This is a genomic window from Denitratisoma oestradiolicum, assembly GCF_902813185.1.
Taxonomy (GTDB): Bacteria; Pseudomonadota; Gammaproteobacteria; order Burkholderiales; family Rhodocyclaceae; genus Denitratisoma; species Denitratisoma oestradiolicum.
The window spans coordinates 798,018-821,900 of the sequence record NZ_LR778301.1; the positions used below are offsets into that span (position 1 = coordinate 798,018).

Genomic DNA, 23,883 nt, shown 5'->3' on the forward strand with positions numbered 1-23,883 from the left:
CGGAGAGGTTAGAGACTGCGCTTGGTACGGACGATCTGGTAGGCGCGGCCCAGGTAATTAAAGGGCGCGGTCCAGATGTGCACCAGGCGGGAGACCGGGAAAATCAGGAACACGGTCATGCCGAACACCAAGTGTATCCGATACACCGTATCCACCGATTCCAGCAATTCCGGCTGGGCATTCAGGGTCAGTACGCTCTGCACCCAGGCGGTCAGCAGCAGCATCATGGCGGGGTCGCCGTGATTGGCATGGCCGATGGAGGTGGGAATGGTAGACAGACCCAGCAGCAGCGTTGCCAGCAGCCAGAACAGCACAAAGATGTCCATGAAGCGGGAGGCGGCGCGGACCCGGCGGTTGAACAGGCGACGCAGGGCCAGAATGCCGCCGCCGATCAGACACATCAGGCCGAATACCGACCCGGCAACGATGGCGATCCACTGGTGCTGGAGATCGCTGACGCCGAGGCCCGACCACAGGGCGTGGGGCAGAACCATGCCGGCGAAGTGGCCGAGGAAGATGGACAGGATGCCGATGTGGAACAGGTTGTTGGCCAGCAATGTATAGGCCTTGGACAGCAGCATCGAGGAGTCCGTCTTCCAGGTGTACTGCTCATGGTCGTAGCGGATCCAGCTGCCCACCAGGAATACGGTCAGCACGATGTAGGGATAGATGCCGAAGAAAAACTTGTGCAGGTTCATGATTGGTTTCTCCTAACCAGGGTCTCAGGCGGCAAGCCGAGCCAGGGATCCGTGTTTCTCGACGATCCGGATCAGGGATGCGTAGGGACTCGCGGCTTGTTCAAGATTGGTGGCCAGCACCCCGAGCACCTTGCCCATGTCGGCCAGGAACACCCGGCCTTCTTCCTCCTCCAGGCCGGAGACGAACTCCAGGATCAGGGGCAGAAAGTCCGGTAGTTCCTTGGGGTCGTGGGCAAGGCCGTAGCTGCGGTAGATTTCGCCCAGATCGATCAGCGCCGGTCCCCGGGTCTTTTCCTCCCCGAAGATGTGGTGAGTCAGATGCAGGCTGTGCTCCGGCGTCATGTCGAAGGTCTGGACATAGTCGGCGCGCAACTGGGTGGGCTCGGAAACCAGCAGGTGGTTGATGAAGTTCGCCACCGTTTTTGTTTCCTCGTCACTCAGCCGATTGCCGCTGTCCAGTCGTGCTACCAGGGTACGGGCCAAGCCCGAGCCTTCCGCCCAGACTGCCTGTTCCAGGGCGGCGAGATCCGCGTCGGCCGGATAGTTGAGCAACAGGGAAATCAGTTTGAAGATTTGCATGGTGCTCTCCTTAGTCGCGGGGATCTGCCAGGGGCGCCGGCTCACGGGATTCCACGGTGTCCTTGCGGCGCTCCGGGAACAGGGAATTGGGCGAGACCCCGGCGGAGGAATCATTGCCGAAGGTGAAGCCGTTCTGGCCCTGGAAGCCGTAGTAATCGTCAAGCCGAATCTCCTCGTGGGAGGTGGGGATGACGAAGCGGTCCTCGTAGTTGGCAATGGCCAGGTAGCGGTACATTTCCTTGGCCATGTCCTCGCTCATGCCCACGGTCTCCAGGGCCCGGGTATCGGCCTTGCCTTCCACATGGATCGAGCGTTGGTAGGAACGCATCGCAATCAGCCGGCTGAGGGCATCGACAATGGGCTGCTCCTTGCCGGCAGTCAGCAGGTTGGCCAGATACTGCACCGGCAGGCGCATGGCCGATGCCTTGGGAATCACGCCATCGGCTTCGGTGGGCAGATTCTTCTGGTCGATCTGGGACTGCACCGGCGACAGGGGCGGCACATACCAGATCATCGGCAGGGTGCGGAACTCCGGATGTAGCGGGAAGGCGATCTTCCATTGCACCGCCATCTTGTAGATGGGCGACTTCTGGGCAGCAATGATCCAGTCCTCGCTGATGCCGTCCTTCTTGGCTTGCTCGATGATGGCCGGGTCGTAGGGGTCCACGAACAGGTCCAGGTGGGCCTGGTAGAGATCCTGGGAGCTGTCCTCGCTGGCGGCATCCAGCAGCTTGTCGGCATCGTAGAGAATGATGCCGTTGTAGCGGATGCGGCCCACGCAGGACTCGGAGCACACGGTCGGCAGGCCGGACTCCACCCGGGGATAGCAGCCGATGCACTTCTCCGCCTTGGAGGATTCCCAGTTGAAGAAGACCTTCTTGTAGGGGCAGCCCGAGATGCACATGCGCCAGCCCCGGCAGCGGTCCTGGTCGGCCAGCACGATCCCGTCTTCCTCGCGCTTGTACATGGCGCCGGAGGGGCAGGAGGCGACGCAGGCCGGGTTGATGCAGTGGTTGCAGATTCGCGGCAGGTACATGTGGAAGGTGTTCTCGAACTGCTTGTACATCTCCTTCTGCATGTCCTTGAAGTTCGCGTCCCGGGAACGGGAGGCGAATTCACCGGCCAGATCGTCTTCCCAGTTGGGACCCCAGGTGACCTTGTCCATCTGTTCACCGGTGATCTGGGAAACCGGACGGGCCGTGGGGGTCGCCTCCGACAGGGGGGCATTCTGCAAGCGGGCGTAGTTGTAGCTGAAAGGCTCGTAGTAGTCGTCGATCTGGGGCAGGTTGGGGTTGGCGAAGATCTGGATCATCTTCTTCACCCGCCCGCCGGCCTTGAGCTCCAGTTTGCCGTTGATCTTTTCCCAACCACCCTTCCACTTCTCCTGGTTCTCCCATTCCTTGGGATAACCGATGCCGGGCTTGGATTCGACGTTGTTGAACCAGGCGTACTCCACCCCCTTGCGGTTGGTCCAGACGTTCTTGCACGTCACGGAACAGGTGTGGCAGCCGATGCACTTGTCGAGGTTGAACACCATTGCAAATTGTGCGCGGATTTTCATAGCAATCTCCTAAATATCCTTATCGACCTGATCAGCGCTTGCCGATGCCCGGGGGGTTCTGGGCGGCTTCACGCTCGGGCGTCAGCGGACGTTCCAGCCAGTCGATGTCCTGGTCCTCGATCTTGTGGATGACCACCACCTCATCCCGGTTGCAACCCACGGTCCCGTAGTAATTGAACGCATAGGAAAGCTGGGCGTAGCCACCGACCATGTTGGTGGGCTTGACCACCACCCGGGTCAGGGAGTTGAGGATGCCGCCGCGCTTGCCGGTGGAGTTGGAGCCGGGCATGTTCACGTTCTTTTCCTGGGCGTGGTACATGATCGCCATGCCCCGGGGTACCCGCTGGGAGACCACGGCACGGACCACGGTGGCGCCATTGGCGTTGATCACCTCGACCCAGTCGTTGTCGCGGATGCCGATACCCGCAGCCTCTTCTTCCGACAGCCAGACATAGGGGCCGCCCCGGAACAGGTTGAGCATGCGCAGGTTGTCCTGGTAGGAGGAGTGGATGCCCCACTTGGAGTGGGGGGTGATCCAGCTCAGCACCAGATGGGGCTTCTTCTTCACGTTGGCGGGCACGATCTCGTGGGCATTCATATCCACCGGCGGCTTGAAGGTGCAGAAACCCTCGCCGAAGTCCAGGAACCACTCGTGATCCTGGTAGAAGTGAGCCCGGCCGGTCAGGGTCCGGAACGGGATGTGCTCATGGATGTTGGTGTAACCGGCGGTGTAGGACACTTTCTCCGATTCGATGCCGGACCAGGTGGGCGCGGTGATGATCTTGCGCGGTTGGGCGACGATATCGCGGAAGGTGATCTTGTCCTCGTGACGGCCGGCGTAGAGATGGTGATGGTCGATGCCGGTCTTCTTGGACAGGGCGCTCCAGGACTTGTGGGCCACCTCGCCGTTGGTTTCCGGCGCCATGCGCATGATGGCGTCGCAGACGTAGATGTCTTCCTCCAGGGAGGGCATACCCTTGGAGACGCCTTCATCCTTGACCGTGTAGTTGCACTTCTTCAACTCTTCGTACTCGGCCTCGGTGTTCCAGTCGATGCCCTTGACGTTGTTGCCCAGCTTCACCATCAGGGGGCCGAGAGCGATGTACTTGTTGTAGGTGCTGCCGTAGTCCCGCTCGATCACCTTGAGGATGGGCATGGTCTTGCCAGGGATGGGCTCGCACTCGCCCAGCTTCCAGTCCTTGACCTCGCCGAAGGGCTGGGCCAGTTCCATGGCGGAGTCGTGCTGCATGGGCAGGGCGACCAGATCCTTCCTGACGCCCAGGTGCTTGGCGGCCAGGCCGGAGAAGGTCTTGGCCAGGGTCTTGAAGATCTGCCAGTCGGACTTGGATTCCCAGCCCGGGGTGACCGCTTCGCCCAGGGGATGGATGAAGGGGTGCATGTCCGTGGTGTTGAGGTCGTTCTTCTCGTACCAGGTGGCCGTGGGCAGGATGATGTCCGAATAGGCGCCGGTGGAGTTGAGGCGGAAGTTGATATCCACCATCAGGTCCAGCTTGCCCGTCGGGCCTTCCTCATGCCATTTCACTTCCTTGCACTGGTTGCCGGCGCCGCCTTCCTGCATCACGCCGTTCTGGGCCCCCAGCAGGTGCTTGAGGAAGTACTCGTGGCCCTTGGCCGAGGTGCCGATCAGGTTGGCGCGCCAGACGAAGAGGTTGCGGGGCCAGTTCACCGGGTTGTCCGGGTCGGCGTAAGCCACGTCCAGATCACCGGACTTCAACTGATCCACCACGTACTTGGCCACGCCGGCCTCGTCTGTGGCGCCAGACTTCTCTGCGGAGGCTACCAGTTCCAGGGGGTTGCGGTTGAAGTGGGGGGCCGAGGGCAGCCAGCCCATGCGGGTGGCCTTGACGTTGTAGTCGGCCAGGGTCAGGCCCTTGTTGCGGTTCTTGCCGGCGGGGGAAAGCAGGCCATCGGCGATCAGGGTCTCGTAACGCCACTGGTCGGTGTGGAAATACCAGTAGGACGTGGAGTTCTGGTGCCGGGGCGGACGCTGCCAGTCCAGGGCGAAGGCGATGGGCGCCCAGCCGGCCTGGGGCCGCAGTTTTTCCTGACCCACGTAATGAGCCCAGCCGCCGCCGGACTGACCCACGCAGCCGCACATGTGCAGCAGGTTCATGATGGCCCGGTAGGCCAGGTCGTTGTGGTACCAGTGGTTGATGGCGGCGCCCATGATGACCATGGACTTGCCCTTGGTCTTCGATGCGTTGTCGGCGAACTCGCGGCCGGTGCGCTCCAGATCGGCAGCCTTGACGCCGGTGACCTTGGCGGCCCAGGCCGGGGTGTAGGCCACGTTGGCGTCGTCGTAGGTGGAGGCTACATTGCCGCCGCCCAGGCCCCGGTCGATGCCGTAGTTGGCGACTTGCAGGTCGAATACACTGGCGACGAGAACTTCCTCGCCAGAGGCCAGCTTCAGCTTGCGTGCCGGCACGTTGCGGTAGAGCAGTTCCTTCTCGCCCGGGGTGAAGTGGGGGAATCCCACCGACACCACGTCGTCCCGGGAGTCGATGCAGGAGAGTTCGGCCTCAATGCCGGTCTGGTCGATACCCGCCTTTTCCAGCAGGTTCCATTTGCCCTCTTCACCCCAGCGGAAGCCGATGGAACCGTTGGGCGCCACGTAGCTCTTGCTCTTGGCGTCATAGACCACGGTCTTCCACTCGGGATTGTTGGTCTGGCCCATGGCGCCGTCGAAGTCCGAGGCCCGCAGGTTGCGGTCTGTGACATAGCCCTCGCCGAACTTGCGCAACATCACCTGCATCGGCAGGTCGGTGTACTTGCGGGCGTATTCCTGGAAGTAGGGGTCCTGCTTCTCGATATAGAACTCCTTCAGGGCCACATGGGCCATGGCCAGGAAGGCGGCGGAGTCGGTGCCCTGCTTGACCGGCATCCAGAGGTCGGCGAACTTCACGTATTCCGCATAGTCCGGGGCCATGGAGACGACCTTGGTGCCCTTGTAGCGCACCTCGGTGGCGAAGTGGGCGTCGGGGGTCCGGGTCATCGGCAGGTTGGCGCCGGTGATGATCAGGTAGGTGGAGTTGTACCAGTCGGCGGCCTCGGGCACGTCGGTCTGCTCGCCCCAGGTCTGGGGAGAGGCGGCGGGCAGATCGCAGTACCAGTCATAAAAAGAGCCGCAGGCGCCACCAATCAGGGACAGGTAGCGGGATCCCGCGGCGTAGGAAATCATGGACATGGCGGGGATCGGCGAAAAACCGTAGATCCGGTCCGGGCCCCACTTCTTGATGGTGTAGACGTTGGCGGCGGCGATGATTTCGTTCACCTCGTCCCAGTCGGTGCGGATGAAACCGCCCAGGCCCCGGACGCGCACGTACTTGTCACGTTTCTTGGAGTCGGACTGAATGGCTTCCCAGGCTTCCACCGGGTCCTTGCCCGACTTGCGCTCGGCGCGATAGAGGTCCAGCAGCCGGCCCCGGATCAGGGGGTACTTGATGCGGTGGGGGCTGTAGAGATACCAGGAGAAGGAGGCGCCGCGCTGGCAGCCCCGGGGCTCGTGGTTGGGCAGGTCCTCCCGGGTGCGCGGGTAGTCGGTCTGCTGCATCTCGAAGGACACCAGGCCGTTCTTGACGAAGATCTTCCAGGAACAGCCACCGGTGCAGTTCACGCCGTGGGTGGAACGAACCACCTTGTCATGACGCCAGCGGTTGCGGTAGGCATCCTCCCATTTGCGGTCTTCGTTGGTGACGATGCCATGATCGCCGGCAAAGGTATCCTTGATCTTGTCGAAAAATTTCAGTCGATCGAGTAGGTGACTCATTTTTATCTCCTGTCAGGGCGGACTTGCGCCCGCCGGATTGATGCTTGATTCGTATCAGGGGTTTTGGATGTAGGCGTTCTTGCGCAGGTAGAACCACCAGTTGATGACGACGCAGACCGCATAGAAGATCGCGAAGCCATACATGGCGTATTCGGGGGTGCCGGCCTTGATCTGATCGCCGATCACCACCGGGGCGATGAAGGAACCGTAGGCAGCCACGGCGGAGGTCCAGCCCAGCACCGGGCCGGCCTGGTCGCGATCAAAGATCACGCCCACGGAGCGGAAGGTGGAGCCGTTGCCGATGCCGCTGGCGGCGAAGAGGACGATGAACAGCGCCATGAAAAGGAAGAAGTACTGTTCCGGGGTCTGGGAGTGGTAGGCCTGGAGCATGACGTAGCCGGTGGCTACGGAAGCGATCACCATGGCGATGGAAATCACCTGGGTAACGATGGCGCCGCCTACCTTGTCCGAAACCCAGCCCCCTACGGGACGGATCAGGGCGCCGACAAAGGGACCGATCCAGGCGTAGGTCAGGGCCGAGGGGGCGCTGGGGTTCTTCAGGGCATGGCTCCATGCGCCGGTAGCCGGGTCCAGAACGTGCTGGAAGCCGAAGATGACGGTGATCGCCAGGGGCAGCGCCATTGAGAAACCGATGAAGGAGCCGAAGGTGACCATGTACAACGCCGTCATGGACCAGGTGTGCTTGTTGTTGAATATCTTGAACTGCTTTTCCAGGTTGGCCCGCATGTCACCGAAGGCCGAGAGCTTCATCACCAGCAGCATGGCGACGATGATCAGGGGCATGGCCAGCCACATGTTCAGGGTCCCCAGGCCGAAGGGCTTGGGCAGGTAGAGGTAGAGGCCGACAGCGGAAACCACCAGGCCCAGCAGGTAGAGCCAGGTCACCTTGACGAAGGCGCCCAGGGTGGAGCCAATGTTGGGGGAGACGCTCTTCAGGTTGTTCATGCCGAAGAACCCCAGGAAGGCCAAGGGTACCAGCAGCAGCAGCCAGACGAAGCCGGCGTTCTGGATGAAGGTGGGGGTGCCCGCCGTGATCTTGCCCAGGATCCAGCCCGAGTCCTTCACCAGGGTCATGGGTTCGCCGCCCATGGTGCCGAAGAGTCCTGCGGTCATCACCAGGGGGATCAGGATTTGCATGGTGGTGACGCCGAAATTGCCCAGGCCGGCATTGAGGCCCAGTCCGGTGCCCTGCAGTCGCTTGGGGAAAAAGCTGCTGATGTTGGACATGGAACAGGCGAAGTTGCCGCCGCCGAAGCCGGAGAGCAGGGCACAGAGCTGGAACACGATCAGGGGCGTGTTCTTGTCCTGGAGCGCCATGCCGGTGAGCACGGCGGGGATCATCAGGAAGGCTGTGGTCAGGAACACCGTGTTGCGGCCCCCGGCGATGCGGATCATGAAGGACGACGGGATGCGCAGGGTGGCGCCGGAAAGGCCGGCGATGGCGGTCAGGGTGAACAGCTGCTTGGGCTCGAAGGGAAAGCCCAGGTTGAGCATCTGCACGGTGATGATGCCCCACATCAGCCAGACAGCGAAGCCGCAGAGCAGGCTGGGAATGGAAATCCAGAGATTGCGGTTGGCGATGCGCTTGCCGGTGGATTCCCAGAATGTATTGTCTTCCGGGCGCCAGTCGTCGATATCAATACTGCTGCCGACGCTGCTGCGGGCGGGTAGGGAGGTGGAGGTCATGACCATTCCTTTGTTGAGATGGGCGAGGGATTCATTCGAGGACGTCGATGGCGTGGCGGCGGTGCAGGATGCTGGTGGCACGGACCTCGGTCCAGTACATCCAGATCAGGGAGACCCAGACCACGCCGTACATCAGCATGAAGCAACTGGAGCGGACGCCGGTCAGGTCCACCAGGGCGCCGAACATCACGGGCAGCAGGAAGCCCCCTAGGCCGCCGGCCAGACCGACGATGCCGGAAATGACCCCGATGTTCTTCGGGTAGTCGTCGGAGATGTACTTGAACACCGAGGCCTTGCCGATGGCCCAGGCGATGCCCATGGTGAACATCAGGGCGGTGAAGGTATAGACATTGAGACCGAGGTGGTAGGTCTGGGGGCCGCTCACTGTCTTGATTGTGAGTTCGGTCTGGGGGTAGGACAGAATGAACAGGCAGATCCAGGACAGCCACAGTACCCACCAGGTCACCTTGTGGGCACCCCACTTGTCGGACATCCAGCCGCCCATGGCCCGCAATACCCCGCCGGGTAGTGAAAAACAGGCGGCCAGCAGGGCGGCTGACTTCAGGTCGAAGCCGTATTCGGTGACGTAGTACTTGGTCATCCACAGGGACAGGCCTACGTAGCCGCCGAAGACGATGGAGTAGTACTGGCAGTATTTCCAGACCTTGGGGTCCTTCAGGGCGGCCAGTTGCTCCTTGATGGAGACCGTGGCACTGACCTTGTGCTTTGGGTCGTCGTAGGTGAAGAACCAGAAAGCCAGGGCGGTCACCAGCATGGCGATGGAGAACATCTGGGGCACCATGTCCCAGCCATAGGCCACCACGATGCTCGGCGCCACCAGCTTGGTGACAGCGGCGCCGGAGTTGCCGGCCCCGAAGATGCCCATGGCGAACCCCTGGTTCTTTTTCTCGAACCAGCGGGCGCAGTAGGCGATGCCCACGGAGAAGGAACCACCAGCTACGCCGACGAAGAGGCCGGCCACCAGGAACTGCCAGTACTGGGTGGCCTGGGAAATCATGTAGATGGGGATGACGGCGGAGACCATCAGCACGAAGAAGACGATGCGGCCGCCGAATCGATCAGTCAGCATGCCCAGGGGCAGGCGGATCAGGGAGCCGGTGAGTACCGGCATGGCCGTGAGCAGGCCAAACTGGGTTTCATTGAGCTGCAGCAGGGCCTTGATCGGAATGCCGATTACCGCGAACATCATCCAGACCATGAAACACACGGTGAAGGCCAGTGTGCTCATGGTCAGAACGGATACCTGCTTGGTCTTGTGTGATGCCATTGCCGATCTCCCAAAAACTTGCTCTTATGGACTGCCTGGAGCTTCTTTCTTGGGTGGCGGGAGGATCTTCGAGCACTGCCGGACCTCTGCCACCGTGAGCGCAGCATAAGGGAGGGGCGAGGGCGCGACCATTCTCCTGAAGCAGGGGGGGGTATTGGCCTGACTGGCCGAAAGAACTAGTTCTTTCGGGCGGGGCGCCGTGGGCGCGGCGTCAACAAAAAAGGCCCGCCATGGGGCGGGCCTTCAGGGAGCAACCGGGCAATAGCTCGGTGCGTCCTAAGCTCAGGCGGCAGCCTGGGCGGGAATCTTGTGCTTCTGGTTGATGATGCGATTCTTGGCGTCCACATAGACGAGATCGGGTTCGAACTTCTGCAACTCGATTTCGTTGTAGGTGGCGTAGGTGGCGATGATCAGAAGGTCGCCGGGAGCGGCCAGACGGGCCGCAGCACCGTTGACCGAGATGGTGCCGGCACCGCGCTCGGCGCGGATGGCATAGGTGGTGAAACGCTCACCGTTGGTGACGTTGTAGATGTCGATCTGCTGGTATTCCTTGATGTCGGCGGCATCCAGCAGGTTTTCATCAATGGCGCAGGAACCCTCGTAATGCAGCTCGGACTGGGTCACCGTGACGCGGTGCAGCTTGGACTTCAACATGGTGCGTTGCATGTTCGTTCCTTCTCAGGCAAAGGATGCGACCAATAATCAGGAAATCCGTCCGTGAACGAATTCCCATCCCGTTTCGCTGCTGGTCCACCGCCGGCCTGAGCGCATCGCGGTGTCCTAAACTTCCAGGTTGTCGATGAGGCGCGTGCTACCTAGACGCGCCGCAGCCAACACCACCAACCCGGATTCGTGAGCGGCCGGCAATTGTAAATCAATTTTTTTGCGTACTGCAACATAGTCCGGCAACCAATTGTTCGCTTTTAGTAAATCCATGGCGTCCCGCTCCAGCAGCGGGAGATCGCGATTTCCGGAGCGAAGTTCGACTACTACTTTAGTTAGTAGTTCAAATAATCGGGGGGCTTCCCGGCGCTCCGCCTCGGTCAAATAGCCGTTGCGGGAGGACAGAGCCAGTCCATCGGCGGCCCGGATGGTCTCGCCGCCGACGATCTCGATGGGCAGGTTCAGGTCCCGCACCATGTTGCGGATGATCATCAACTGCTGGTAGTCCTTCTTGCCGAAGAGGGCCACCTGGGGCTGGGCGATCTGGAACAGTTTCATCACCACCGTGGCCATGCCGCGGAAGTGGCCGGGGCGGAACTCGCCATCCAGGATATTGGCCTGCTCGGCAGGGGGATCGATGTGATAACCCTGGGGCTGGGGATACATCTCGGCCTCATCGGGGGCGAACAGGTGGTCCACGCCGGCCGCCGCCAGGCGGGCACAGTCGGCCTCGAAGGTACGGGGGTACTTCTCGAAATCCTCCCCCGGGCGGAATTGCAGGCGGTTGACGAAGATGGTGGCCACCACGCTGTCGCCGTGGTTCCGGGCCTGGTCCATCAGGGCGATGTGGCCGTCGTGAAGGTTGCCCATGGTGGGCACCAAGGCGACCCGGCCGGCTGTCTTCAGGGTGCCGCGTAGCCCGGCGATGGTGGAATGGATTTGCATGGCGGAAACTCAGTAGCAGTGTTCGGGACCGGGGAAGCTGCCGTCCTTGACGGCCTGCACGTAGGCCGTGACGGCGCCTTCGATGCTCTGGGCCTCGGCCATGAAATCCTTGACGAAGCGGCCCTTCTTGCCCGGGTATACGCCCAGCATGTCGTGGAGCACCAGTACCTGGCCGTCGCAATCCTTGCCGGCGCCGATGCCGATGGTGGCGCAGGCGGTGAGCAACTGGGTGATTTCCTTGGCAAGCGCCGAGGGCACCATCTCCAGCACCATCAGCGCCGCTCCGGCCTGCTCCAGGGCCAGGGCATCGTTCTTCATGCGCGCGGCGCCGGCTTCGTCGCGCCCCTGGACGCGGTAGCCGCCCAGGGCGTGCACCGACTGGGGCGTCAGGCCGATATGGGCGCAGACCGGCACGCCCCGCTCGACCATGAAGTGCACCGTCTCCGCCATCACTTCGCCGCCTTCGAGTTTGACCATCTCCGCACCGGCGGCCAGCAGCATGCCCGCGTTGCGGATGGCCTGCTCCTTGGACTCGTGGTAGGCGCCGAAGGGAAGATCGCCGACCACCATGGGGCGCAAGGCCTGATGGGCGACGCATTCGGTGTGATACACCATGTGCGCCATGGTCACGGGCAGGGTCGAGGTCTTGCCCTGGATCACGTTGCCCAGGGAGTCCCCCACCAGGATCATATCCACGCCGCAGCGGTCCTCCAGGGCGGCGAAACTGGCGTCGTAGCCGGTGAGCATGGCGATCTTGTCGCCTTCCCGCTTCATGCGGGACAGTTCCGGCAGGGTCACTGGTTTGTTGCTGGCGAGATAAGTCATGAGTGTGCTCCGGACGATTCAGCGGAAAATGAAATATACCGCTCCCAGCAGGCAAAGGCCCGCCCAGAGGTAATCCAGTTTCAGGGGCTGCTGCATGTAAACGACCACGAAGGGCACGAACACCGCCAAGGTGACAACTTCCTGGACGATCTTGAGCTGGGCCAGGGAAAGTTCGGTGTTGCCGATGCGATTGGCCGGCACCTGCACCAGATATTCGAACAGGGCGATGCCCCAGGACAGCAGGGCCGCGATCCACCAGGGCCGTTCGTTCAGATGCTTGAGGTGGGCATACCAGGCGAAAGTCATGAAGACGTTGGATATCGCCAGCAGCAGGCCGGTTTGCAGAATCACCGGCAGGCTGGAGAAGAACTGGATCATGCCGCCAGGGCGGTGGCGGGCAGGCGCTCGATACCCTGGTCGGCGCAAGCGTCGAGCAGGCCGGTAATGGGCCCGTGGCCGGGAAGGATGAACGCTGGTGCGATTTCGGCCAGGGGCGCCAGGACGAAGGCACGCTCATGCATGCGGGGGTGGGGCAGGGTCAGGCGGGGATCGTCCGAGTGACTATCCCCATGGAACAGCAGGTCCAGGTCCAGGGTGCGGGGCGCATTGCGGATGCCCCTCTGACGGCCGAAACGGGCCTCGATGGCGAACAGCTCCGCCAGCAGGGACTCGGGAAGCAGGGGAGTCTCCAGGGCGACCACGGCGTTGATGAAGTCCGGCTGCCCCAGGAGTCCCACGGGAGCGGTGCGGTAGAGGCTGGAAACGGCCTTCAGGCGATGGCCTGGCAGGGCGGCAAGGGCCTCGATGGCGGCGCGCACGGTGGCGATGGGATCCCCCAGGTTGGCGCCCAGGGCCACGTAGGCCAGCTTCACGACGTCTGCTCCCCTCCCGCATCCTGGGCCTTGGGGCCGCGGCTACGGCGGCGGCGGGGCTTGCGGGGTGAGGTGTCGGCCATCTGCATGGCTTCGCGCCGTTCCGGATCCGCGTCCTGGAACTCGGTCCACCAGTCGGCCAGTTCCTGGGGCACCTCGCCGCTGCCGGCCCGCAGCAGCAGGAAATCGTAGGCGGCACGAAAGCGGGGCTGCTCCAGCAGGCGGTAGGGGAATTTGCCGGAGCGCTTCTCGAAGCGGGGCTGGAGGGCCCAGATTTCCTTGATGTCTCCGGCGATGCGGCGGGTGATCGCGAGCTTCTCGGCCTGAATGTCGAGCACTTCGTCCATGGCCTCGTAGAGGGCCGGCATGGACACCTGTTTCCGGGCCTTGCGGGCATCCCAGTTGGCCAGCACCTCATGCCAGAGCAGGGTGGCGAAGAGGAAGCCGGGGGAGGTGGGCTTGCCGGCCTTTACCCGGTCGTCGGTACTGGTCAGGGCCAGGAGAACGAATTTTTCCCCCATGGGCTGCTCCAGGATCACGTCCAGCAGGGGCAGCAGTCCATGATGCAGGCCGTCGTCGCGCAGGCGCTTCAGGCATTCCACGGCATGGCCGGAGAACAGCAGCTTCAGCATCTCGTCGAAGAGCCGGGCTGCCGGCACGTTTTCCATCAGTTCCGCCATTTCGCGGATCGGATTCCGCACCGCCGGGTCCAGGGCCAGACCCAGCTTGGCCGAGAGGCGCACGGCCCGCAGCATGCGCACCGGGTCTTCCCGGTAGCGGGCGCGGGGCTCGCCGATCATGCGCAGCACCTTTTGCTGAAGGTCGGCCACGCCGTGGTGATAGTCCAGCACGGTCTGGGTCGCGGGGTCGTAGTACAGGGCGTTGACGGTGAAGTCCCGCCGCGCCGCGTCCTCCTCGATGCTGCCCCAGACGTTGTCCCGCAGTACCCGGCCATGCTCGTCCTTGATGGTGTCCGCGTCATGGGCGGCGCGGAAGGTGGAGACCTCGATAGTCTCCGGACCGGACATGACATGGACGATCTGGAAGCGGCGGCCGATGATGCGGGAGCGGCGGAACAGGGCCCGGACCTGGTCCGGCGTGGCGTCGGTGGCCACGTCGAAGTCCTTGGGTTCGATGCCGGCGATCAGGTCCCGCACCGCGCCGCCCACCACATAGGCCCGGTGGCCGGCTTCCTGCAAGGTGTCGCAGACTCGCAGGGCGACCCGGGAAACCTGGTCGCGGCGTATGCGATGGCGCTCCGCCGGTACGATGGCCAGTGCCACGGCAGGCGGAGTCCCGTTGCGCCGGAACACGCGGCGCAGCAGTTTTCGGATCATGAAAACCTTGCCAGTAAGGAGTTGGAAAAGCCGTCGATCATACCGAATACATCAAATCCAACGAGGGAATTCGAGACTCCGAGCGTAGAATGCCAAGCATGAGTCAGCCCATGGAGTGCATCATCCGGCGTGGTTGCAAAGCTCGGGATGAAAAAAAACAGAAGGCCGGAAAAGCAAAAGGCCCTGATCAAAACCAGGGCCCCTCGCGTCTTCAATTCGGTGGTGCCCAGGAGAGGACTCGAACCTCCACGCCTCGCAGCGCTAGTACCTGAAACTAGTGCGTCTACCAATTCCGCCACCTGGGCACAGGGCGAATCAAAGAGGCGCGAATTCTAAAGGAAAAAGAACAATTGTCAAACAAGAAAACAGATAAATCTCTCAAGCTTTCCGCCGTGCGTCGCGGGGATCCCGAACTGGCTCGGGAAATTGCCAAGTACGACTATCCCCTGCCCAGCCGGGAGTACATTCTCCAGATTCTGGGGGACCAGGAAGGCGTGCCGCTCTCCTTCGACGATCTGTGCGATCGCCTCGATATCAAGGACTTCGAACGGGAGGATTTTCAGCGCCGCCTCGGCGCCATGGCCCGGGATGGGCAGTTGATGCAGAACCGCCGGGGCGACTGGCTGATTCCGGACAAGGCCGACCTGCTCGGCGGTCGCATCCAGGGCCATCCGGACGGTTACGGTTTCCTGGTGCCGGACGACAAGGCCAAGGGCAATGATGTGTTCCTCTCCGCCAAGGAAATGGCCAAGGTGCTCCATGGCGACCGGGCCATTGTGCGCCTGGTGGGAGTGGATCGCCGGGGGCGGCCCGAGGGCAAGATCGTCGAGGTTACCGACCGGGTCAACACCCGGGTGGTGGGCCGGGTCATCAACGAACACGGGGTCTGCTTCGTCTCCGCGGAGAACCGCCGCATCAGCCAGGACATTCTCCTGCCACCGCCTGCCAAAGGCGACAAGAAGGCCCTGCGGCCCACGGCCGGCCAGGTGGTGATGGTGGAAATCATCGAACAGCCCAACGTCCGTTCCCAGCCCATCGGCCGGGTGGTGGAAATCCTGGGCAATTACGCCGATCCAGGCATGGAAATCGAGATCGCCCTGCGCAAGCATGATCTGCCCTTCGAGTTTTCCAAGGAAGCCCTGCAACAGACCAAGAAGCTTCCGGACACCGTGCGCAAGTCGGACTGGAAGGGGCGGGAGGATCTGACCGGCCTGCCCCTGGTGACCATCGACGGCGAGACCGCTCGGGACTTCGACGATGCCGTGTATTGCGAACGCCAGGGCAAGGGCTTCCGTCTGGTGGTGGCCATCGCCGATGTCTCCCATTATGTGGAGTCGGGGTCGGTGCTGGACCAGGAAGCCTATGACCGGGGCAACTCGGTGTATTTCCCCCGGCGGGTGATTCCCATGCTGCCGGAGAAACTCTCCAATGGCCTGTGTTCCCTGAATCCCCAGGTGGAACGCCTGTGCATGGTTTGCGACATGTCGCTCTCCGTCACGGGTGCCATCAAGCGCTATCGCTTCTATCCGGCGGTGATGTTCTCCCAGGCGCGGCTTACCTATACCGAGGTGGCCGCTGCCCTCTACGATCTTGATCCCGCCACCCGCAAGAAACTGGAGCCCCTGCTGCCTCACCTGGAGGCTCTGGACGATGTGTTTCGGCTCCTGGCCAAGGCCAGGGAAAAGCGGGGCGCCATCGATTTCGATACCGTCGAGACCCGCATGATCTTCGACGACAACGGCAAGATATCCCGCATCGAGCCCTACGAGCGCAACGATGCCCACCGCCTGATCGAAGAGTGCATGCTGGCAGCCAACGTCTGCGCCTCCGAGTATCTGCACGAGCAGGAGCATCCCACCCTCTATCGAATTCACGAGGGGCCGACGCCGGAAAAACTCACCAAGCTGCGGGAGTTCTTCGCCACCTTCGGCATGCAGTTGGGGGGCGGCGACAAGCCCAGCGCCAAGGACTATGCCAAGCTGCTGGAAAAGATCCAGGGCCGGCCCGACAAGTTGCTGCTCCAGACCGTGATGTTGCGTTCCCTCAGTCAGGCGGTCTACAGCCCCGACAACGTGGGCCACTTCGGTCTGGCCTACGAGAGCTACACCCACTTCACTTCCCCCATCCGCCGCTATCCGGACCTGCTGGTGCATCGGGCCATCAAAGCGGCCTTGAATCGGGAAAAATACCGTCCGGGCAACTGGGACGAGATCGGCATCCACTGCTCCGCCACTGAGCGCCGGGCCGACGAGGCCACCCGTGACGTGGAGTCCTGGCTCAAGTGCTTCTACATGAAGGACCGGGTCGGCGAAGAGTTCACCGGCAGCATTTCCGCCGTGGTGCCCTTCGGTATTTTCGTCGCCCTGGACGATGTCTTCGTCGAGGGCCTGGTCCATGTCTCGGACCTGGGTCGGGACTACTTCCATTTCGACGAAGCCGCCCACACCATGGTGGGCGAGCGCAGCGGCGCCCGTTACCGACTGTCCGACCGGGTGAAAATCCAGGTGGCGCGGGTGGATATGGAGCAGAACAAGATCGACTTCCGTCTGGTGGATGAGGCCTCGGGAACGTCCCAAGAAGCTGTCAAAAGCAATCGAAAGCGGCGTTAGGCAATGGAGCGGTTAGCACGGTAGCCCTGCTGACGCCCTTGTCTGGGTGTGTGTAATTGATGCAGATCAATGGCAGTTAGTTCTAATCATCCTGAATCATGGGGTGCGTAGGACAATATGCGGTCCGTTCTTGTCGGTGTTGGGGATGCATAAAGTCGGATGGTAGGTGACTTGGTCTTGATGGGTGGTATGGTCGTATCCAGACTTGAGATGGCAAGTGGAGTGAACTCATGAGGGGGAAAAGCGTGAAGCGTAATCATCGCAGTGTGCTGCTGGGCACCGTGGTACAGGTATTGACGGGGCTGGCCTGGGCGCAGCCGGTGGCGTTCGACATCTCCGGGTTTAAGGTGGAAGGTGGGTCTCTTTTGACCGAGGAGGTGGTGCAGCGGGCATTGGTACCCCATGCTGGCGCCGGTCGTACCATGGACGATGTCAAGCGGGCTGCTGGCGCATTGAAGGATGCCTACGCGCAAGCGGGCTATCCGGTGGTCCAGGTTTTCCCCCCGGAGCAGACGGCGGCGGGAGGCGTGATCACCCTCCGCGTCATTGAGGGGAGGGTCGCCAAGGTCACCGTAGCCGGCAACAAGGTCTACGACGAAGCCAATATCCGGGCCAGTCTGCCGGCCCTCAAGGAAGGCAAGGCTCCCCATTCGGGTGAGATCGTTGCCGATATCGTCCTGGCCAACGAGAATCCGGCCAAGCAGGTCGCGGTGAATTTCCAGGCCAGTGGGGCACCGGGCGATATCGATGCCCGGGTCGATGTCGTCGAGGACCGTACTGAAAAATATACGGTCACGGTCGATAACGCGGGTTCCCGTTCCACGGGCATGGAGCGCATCGGCATCGCCTATCAGAATGCGAACCTGATGAATCGGGATCACATGCTGACCCTGCAGTACATGACGACTTACCAGAATCCGGACAAGGTGGGCAATCTCACCGTCGGTTATCGCATACCCTTCTATGCCCAGGGTCTGTCCCTGGACCTGATCGCGGCCTACTCGGATACCAAGAGCACCTCCAGTTCCCCCGCTGGAGCGCTGTTCTTCTCCGGTAAGGGTTCCTATTTTGGCACCCGCCTCAATCAGGCTCTTCCCAGCCAGGGTGAATACCGGCATAAGCTGGTCTATGGCCTGGACTACAAAGACTTCAACAACGATTGCAGTCTGGGTGGTACCGCGCTGAATGCCTGTGGCACCATCACCAGCATGCCGGCGAGCCTCAGCTATGTTGCCCAACTCGCCACGCCGGCCTTCCAGGCGGGCGGCAACATCGGTTATTACGTCAATATCGTGGGCGGTCCCCATGGCAGCAGCACTGCTTATGGCACCCGTTCCCGGCAATGGGATGCCTGGCGCGCCAGCGGTTTTGTGGCCGTTCCCCTCAAGGACTGGCAAGCCCGGGCCACGCTGAATTTCCAGGAATCCTCCAAGGCCCTGATTGCCAGCGAACAGTTCGGCATTGGTGGTGCATCCTCGGTGCGGGGTTATGACGAGCGTACTGCCTCCGGCGACTACGGCGCCTCGGCCAACCTGGAGATATATACCCCGGACCTGGCCTCATCCCTGGGCCTGTCTGCGGAGACCAAGCTGAGAGCCTTGGCTTTCCATGATTTGGGCTACGTACACAACATCACTCCGGGCATGATCGGCGAGACCAAGCTCTCCAGCATTGGCCTGGGCATGCGGCTGAACTACGGCAAGGATCTGGCGGTACGTCTGGATGTCGGTTTTGTCCAGTCGCCCACCCATCCCACGGTGCCCGTGCAGCGCGACCGCAACAAGAGTTTTGGCCACCTGGCCGTGTCCTACTCGTTCTGAACTTACGTATTCCCGGAGACAACGCCATGCGTTCCCTCAATACCTCCACCCACCAGCGCTTCCGCAAGACGGCGCTCAGTCTGGCTATTTCTCTTGCCATTTCCCCCATCGCTCTGGCCAATCCCATTGGTCCCACGGTGGCCAATGGCGCGGCAAGCTTCGCGACCAATGGCAATACCTTCACGGTAACCAACAGCCCCGGCGCCATCATCAACTGGCAGCAGTTCAACATCGGCCAGAATGAGATCACGAAGTTCGTCCAGCAGAATGCCCAGTCCGCGGTGCTGAACCGCATCGGCGGCCAGGACCCGAGCCAGATTCTGGGTACCTTGCAATCCAATGGCCGGGTTTTCCTGGTCAACCCCAACGGCGTAATGTTCGGTTCTGGTGCCATCATTGACGTGGCCGGGCTTATCGCCTCCTCCCTCAATATCTCCAATGCCGATTTCCTGGCCGACAAGCTGAGCTTTGCCGGCCATGGCGGCAGCGTCAGTAACCTGGGCAAGATCACCACACCGGTGGGCGGCAGCGTCTATCTGATTGGTGGCAACGTCAGCAACGAAGGCATCGTCACCACGCCTCAGGGCCAGGTGCTGCTGGCTGCCGGCAATAGCGTCAGCCTCACCGATACCGGCACTCCGAACATGACGGTGACCCTCAACGCTACCGATAACCGGGCCGTCAACCTGGGTCAGATTACGGCCCAGGGCGGGCGTATCGATATCTACGGTGCCCTGATCGATCAGCAGGGCAGTCTTGTGGCCGATGCTGCCGCCCTGGATGCCCAGGGGCGAATCGTTCTCAAGGCCAGCGGAACTACCAATGTTTCCGGCAGCATCAGCGCCACTCATGCCAATAGCCAGGGTGGTTCGGTCCAGGTACTCGGCGATGAGGTGACGCTGGCGGCCATGGCTAGCATCGATGCATCGGGCGCCACGGGCGGTGGGACGGTACTGGTCGGCGGCGATCGGCAGGGAAACAACCCGGCAGTACAGAATGCAACCAAAACCAATATTGCCGCCGGCGCCAACATCAAGGCCGATGCCACCCAAGCGGGCAATGGTGGCAAGGTGATTGTCTGGTCCAACGACAAGACCTTTTACGATGGCTTCATTTCGGTGAGGGGTGGTGCCCAGGGCGGCGACGGCGGTTTTGCCGAGACTTCCGGACACACTTTGATGGCTAATGGTCTCGTCGATGCCAGGGCCCCCCTCGGCAAGAACGGCACCTGGCTGCTGGATCCAGCCCTGGCCTGTATCTCCGATGGTTCATCCTGTACGGTGCCCGGCTTGTCTGCCCCCATTCCAGCGACCTATTCCGTTTCTTCCCTGGGCCAGGCCCTAGCCCTGGCCGACGTGATCGTTGATGTGACCGATGTGGCGGCCTATCAGACCAGTAGCACCTATGTGTTGCCTGCGATTTCCGGTCTGGGTAGTGGAGGGCGCCTGCTGAGCCTGACCTCGCCTTATATCTATCTCAACGGCTCTCTGGATGCCCTGACCAACAACGTCACGCTCAATGCCAAGTTCGATGCCTGGGGAAGCTCTGCCAGTCTGCCCAGCAAGTCCGGTGTCATCGACATCGCCAGTGGTGGTCACAGTCTGCGTACTGTCGGAGGCGTTTACTTCGATGCCGACAGGACCGTCAATATCGCCCCTGATGCGGACTTTCGGGCCAACTACATTTCCATCTATGCCAAAGACTATTTCAGTTACTCCCCTGCGGGCGGTGCCGCAGGTTTCTGGGGGGCAACCAGCAGTACGGTTTATGGTTCGATTCACGCCCCCTACGTTGCCCTGGGCGGAACCTACAATCTTCCTGCCAGCCAGATATCGGGAACCGGCACCTATATGATCGGCATTTCCGCCTACGGCGGGGGTAGCACCGGAATCACCTCCGCTACCTATCCCACCAAGTCGGGTGTGCTGGAACTGCTTCCGGGCATGGCCTGGACCCTGCCCAACGCTTCCGGCTGGAAGGGCGAACTGATGCTCCAGGGATCGCAAAGCCTGGTATTGGGGGCAGGAGCCAAGGTCATCAATGGCTCTCCGTCTACGCCTACCGTCATAGAGTTGGATCAACAAGAATCCATCATCGAACTGGATGCCCCGCTGATCGTCAATAACGGGGCTTCCTTCGAGGGGCAGGTGGTCGATGTATCGCTGAATAGCCTGAGTGGTTCGCCTATAAGCGTCAATGCCTACGCTGTCGGGCTCAATCCCTCCTTCTATTCCAGCAGCAAGAATGTTCTCCTGGGTACCGACTCCTGTCCGGGAGACTGGTGTCTCAGTGATGCGGGAACATATCTCTCCGGAAGCTGGACAACTCTGGGCGTTTTTTCCTATCTGACATACGCCGCGAATGCCAGTGCCACGGCAAGCAACCTGGAGGTTGTGGGCTCGTTCAATTCACGTTCCACCAATCTGTGGCTTGGTGCGGGAGGCAATGTAAAGATTTCCAGCCCGATTACGCAGACTGGAGCCATTGCCCTGCTGGGGGGCGATGAATGGGGGTCCGCTTACACATCGAGCCTACAGCGCGGGATCACCATCAATCAACCAATCAAGAGCGACACCGGGGTTCTGCTGGCGACTTCCGGCGGCACCATCCAGCTCAATAGCACCGTTACAGCACCTGGCGTTTCGATCTATCTGGAACCCAATTGCAGCGACGGCAGTGTGAACTGCGCTTCGCCGGTTCAGGCGAGCTTTGTGAATAATGGCGGCGCCCAGGCGCTGCAAACCACCAAGGGATGGTTCATCGAGAACGTCGCGGGCGCGGGCACTGTCAGTTTGGGTGGCTTGGGGGGGCAGGGCCCTGTTTCCCGGGCCGAGACAGAGGCCCAGGGGATTACACCGCAAACCGAAGCCATAACCGCTTCCGACACCTATTACTTCGCCAAGGGAACCGGGACCACATCCACACCTTCGACCCCTACTGAAACCTCTGGAACTTCGACGGCGGATACGGTGACGACGGATGTCTGCGTGAACAACCCCGCCCTGTGCTCCACCACCAGCAGCCAGATGACATCCCAGTCCGCCCAGGTGGTGGAGGCTGCTGTTGCGGAGGGTACGGAAACCAAAGGGGTGGTGACCTACGATAGCAAGGCGGCCAAGGAGGACAAGAAGACAGCCAAGGCTGAAGAAGCCAAGAAGGACGACAAGGGAAGTGCCGCCAAGTCTGCGACCCGCCCGAAAGACGAGACCAAGGAGGCCGATCAGCGCAAATCATCTGCGGAACTGAAGCAGGAATCCAAACAGGCGACTGTGGCTGCCAAGAAGGTGGAGGCCGAGGCGAAGAAGACCGAAGCTGAAGCGAAGAGGATGGAGGCTGAAGCCAAGAAGGCGGAAGGAGAAGCCAAGAAGGTGGAAGGTGAGGCCAGGAAGGCCGAGGTGGTCGCCCGGAAGGCCGAGGACGATGGCAAGAAGGCCGCCACTGAAGCCAAACAGGCGGAGACGGAAGCCAAGGGGGCCAAGAATCCCGAGCACAAGGCGGTCGCCGAGAGCAAGAAGGCCGAGGCCGAGTCCCGCAAGGCGGAAGCAGATGCCAAGCAGGCCGAAGCCGGAGCGAAGAAGTCCGAGGTGAGCGCCAAGCGGGCCGAGGCGGATGCCAAGCATGCCGAAGCCGAAGGGAAACGAGTCGAGGCCAGTGCCAAGAAGTCGGAGGCGGATGCCAGAAAGGCCGAGGCCGAATACAAGCAGGCGGCTGCCGAAGCCAAGGAGGCCAAGACTCCGGAACAGAAGATCGCGGCTCAGAAGCGTGCCGAGGAAAAACGTATCGAGTCGGTGCAGAAGCAGGCCGAAGCCAAGGTCAAGCTGGCCAAGGCCGAAGAGCGCAAGTCCGAGTCCGAGCAGAAGAAGGTCGAGGCCTCCGCCCACAAGGTTGAAGCCGAGGCCAAACAGACCGAAGCCGAGGCTAAACGCGACGAGTCCAGTGCCCACAAGGCCGAGGCTGCCGCCAAGCAAGACGAGTCCCGGGAGGTAAGAGCCAAGACCGAAGGCAAGGCCGAGGATGCCAAGCGGGCCGAGAATCGCAAGGTCGAGTCCGAGCAGAAGCGGTCCACGGAAGAGAAGAAGGCCGAGACCAAGCATGCCGAAGCTGAAGGGCGCAAAGCCGAGGCCAGCAAGCTGAAGGCCGAGGCCGAGACCAAGCGGGCCGAGCACGCCAAAAAGGCGGACGCTCAGCGGGTCGAGACCCTGAAGGCGTTCCAGAAGGCGGCAATTGCCTCCATGACGCCGGAGCGGCTGGCTGAAATGTCCGCCCTGCGCCACGAATTCAAGACCGAGCTGCTCAAGCCGGCCTTGACTATCCTCCAGGCCAACCCGAACGTCGCCAACCTACCGGCTTGCGGTGGTGGTTCCGATGTCTGTATGCCGGCAAGGCAGGAAATTGCTGCCCAGTCCGCCGCGCAGATGCCGCTGCCGGTACCGACGCTTTCTTTCCTTCCTCAGATCCAGCGCAAGGTGGCCGTGATGGTGGGCATCAACAGCTATCAAGACAACAGGATTCCGGCACTGGAGTCCGCCGTTCCCGATGTGGAGGCTGTGGGCAAGGTGTTGCAGGAGAAGATGGGCTACGACGTGCGCGTGATCCGCAACGGTACCCGGGCAGAGATCGTCAAGACCCTGAATACCCTGGGCAAGGAAATGGGGGCCAACGACAGCGTCACCGTCTATTACGCGGGTCATGGCTACCAGATGGAAACTGCCAAGGGGGGTAACCAGGGCTACTGGCTGCCGGCGGATGCCTCTGTTTCCGATCCGTCCAACTGGGTTTCCAATAGCGACGTTGCCAAGCTGTTGGGCAACATTCCTGCGAAGCAGGTGATGCTGGTTTCGGACAGCTGTTACTCCGGAGCCTTCACCAAGGAGCAGAAGGTTGCTCCCAGCGCCGATGCCCAGCAGATCCTGTCCAAGCGTTCGGTGGTTGTGATGTCTTCGGGTGGCGAGGAACCGGTCTCGGATGAAGGAAATGATGGCCATTCCATCTTTGCCTGGAGCCTGATGAACTCTCTCAAGAACGTGGGCAAGTTCGATTCGGGTACCAAGGTCTTCGAGGACACCAAGGCCAGCGTCATTGAGACCTTCCCCCAGGTGCCCCAATATGGGGCCGCCACCTCGGCGGGTCATACCAGCGGCGGCGACTACCTCTTCGAGGTGCGCAGCTTCAAGTAAGAATCTGTTTGGTTG

Annotated in this window: 15 protein-coding genes and 1 tRNA gene; 3 read left to right on the forward strand and 13 right to left on the reverse strand. The window is 61.7% G+C overall.

The window, feature by feature from the left end; all coding sequences use genetic code 11:
* Positions 1-8 precede the first annotated feature (8 nt).
* From narI to DENOEST_RS03840, 13 genes are all read right to left on the reverse strand, one after another.
* Complete coding sequence (narI, locus tag DENOEST_RS03780; RefSeq protein ID WP_145771767.1) at positions 9-698, reverse strand: respiratory nitrate reductase subunit gamma; 690 nt, start codon at positions 696-698, stop codon at positions 9-11.
* A 24-nt stretch (positions 699-722) separates the two neighbouring features.
* Positions 723-1,277, reverse strand: coding sequence for a nitrate reductase molybdenum cofactor assembly chaperone (gene narJ / locus DENOEST_RS03785; protein ID WP_145771768.1), 555 nt, complete (start codon positions 1,275-1,277; stop codon positions 723-725).
* A 10-nt stretch (positions 1,278-1,287) separates the two neighbouring features.
* Positions 1,288-2,838 carry a nitrate reductase subunit beta gene (gene narH / locus DENOEST_RS03790; RefSeq protein ID WP_145771769.1) on the reverse strand — a complete coding sequence of 517 codons (1,551 nt, stop codon included), beginning with the start codon at positions 2,836-2,838 and terminating at the stop codon, positions 1,288-1,290.
* A gap of 31 nt (positions 2,839-2,869) precedes the next feature.
* Entirely contained in the window at positions 2,870-6,625 is a 3,756-nt protein-coding gene (locus DENOEST_RS03795) for a nitrate reductase subunit alpha (RefSeq protein ID WP_145771770.1), read from the reverse strand.
* 54 nt (positions 6,626-6,679) lie between these two features.
* The gene (locus DENOEST_RS03800) at positions 6,680-8,332 is read right to left on the reverse strand and encodes an MFS transporter (protein WP_145771771.1); all 1,653 of its coding nucleotides are present in this window, start codon (positions 8,330-8,332) and stop codon (positions 6,680-6,682) included.
* Positions 8,333-8,363: 31 nt separating this feature from the next.
* Positions 8,364-9,620, reverse strand: coding sequence for an MFS transporter (locus tag DENOEST_RS03805; protein ID WP_145771772.1), 1,257 nt, complete (start codon positions 9,618-9,620; stop codon positions 8,364-8,366).
* A 282-nt stretch (positions 9,621-9,902) separates the two neighbouring features.
* Positions 9,903-10,286 (reverse strand): aspartate 1-decarboxylase, encoded by a 384-nt coding sequence (gene panD, locus DENOEST_RS03810; protein WP_145771773.1) that lies wholly within the window; start codon positions 10,284-10,286, stop codon positions 9,903-9,905.
* A gap of 114 nt (positions 10,287-10,400) precedes the next feature.
* The gene (panC, locus tag DENOEST_RS03815; protein ID WP_145771774.1) at positions 10,401-11,228 is read right to left on the reverse strand and encodes a pantoate--beta-alanine ligase; all 828 of its coding nucleotides are present in this window, start codon (positions 11,226-11,228) and stop codon (positions 10,401-10,403) included.
* A 9-nt stretch (positions 11,229-11,237) separates the two neighbouring features.
* Positions 11,238-12,053, reverse strand: a complete 816-nt coding sequence (panB, locus tag DENOEST_RS03820) for a 3-methyl-2-oxobutanoate hydroxymethyltransferase (protein WP_145771775.1) — start codon at positions 12,051-12,053, stop codon at positions 11,238-11,240.
* An 18-nt stretch (positions 12,054-12,071) separates the two neighbouring features.
* Positions 12,072-12,431 (reverse strand): DMT family protein, encoded by a 360-nt coding sequence (locus DENOEST_RS03825; protein WP_197970511.1) that lies wholly within the window; start codon positions 12,429-12,431, stop codon positions 12,072-12,074.
* The gene (gene folK, locus DENOEST_RS03830; protein WP_145771776.1) at positions 12,428-12,925 is read right to left on the reverse strand and encodes a 2-amino-4-hydroxy-6-hydroxymethyldihydropteridine diphosphokinase; all 498 of its coding nucleotides are present in this window, start codon (positions 12,923-12,925) and stop codon (positions 12,428-12,430) included. The genes DENOEST_RS03825 and folK overlap by 4 nt, the downstream gene beginning before the upstream one ends.
* Positions 12,922-14,262: a polynucleotide adenylyltransferase PcnB gene (pcnB, locus tag DENOEST_RS03835; protein ID WP_145771777.1), complete on the reverse strand. Its 1,341-nt coding sequence runs from the start codon at positions 14,260-14,262 to the stop codon at positions 12,922-12,924. The genes folK and pcnB overlap by 4 nt, the downstream gene beginning before the upstream one ends.
* A 220-nt stretch (positions 14,263-14,482) precedes the next feature.
* Positions 14,483-14,567 (reverse strand) — tRNA-Leu (locus DENOEST_RS03840).
* Positions 14,568-14,612: 45 nt separating this feature from the next.
* Here DENOEST_RS03840 and rnr point away from each other — a divergent pair.
* The 3 genes from rnr to DENOEST_RS03855 all read left to right on the forward strand — a co-directional run bounded on the left by rnr (position 14,613) and on the right by DENOEST_RS03855 (position 23,868).
* Positions 14,613-16,871 carry a ribonuclease R gene (rnr, locus tag DENOEST_RS03845; protein ID WP_145771778.1) on the forward strand — a complete coding sequence of 753 codons (2,259 nt, stop codon included), beginning with the start codon at positions 14,613-14,615 and terminating at the stop codon, positions 16,869-16,871.
* Between the two features lie 245 nt (positions 16,872-17,116).
* Complete coding sequence (locus tag DENOEST_RS03850) at positions 17,117-18,691, forward strand: ShlB/FhaC/HecB family hemolysin secretion/activation protein (RefSeq protein ID WP_170228274.1); 1,575 nt, start codon at positions 17,117-17,119, stop codon at positions 18,689-18,691.
* A 26-nt stretch (positions 18,692-18,717) separates the two neighbouring features.
* Positions 18,718-23,868 (forward strand): two-partner secretion domain-containing protein, encoded by a 5,151-nt coding sequence (locus DENOEST_RS03855; RefSeq protein ID WP_145771780.1) that lies wholly within the window; start codon positions 18,718-18,720, stop codon positions 23,866-23,868.
* Positions 23,869-23,883 lie beyond the last annotated feature (15 nt).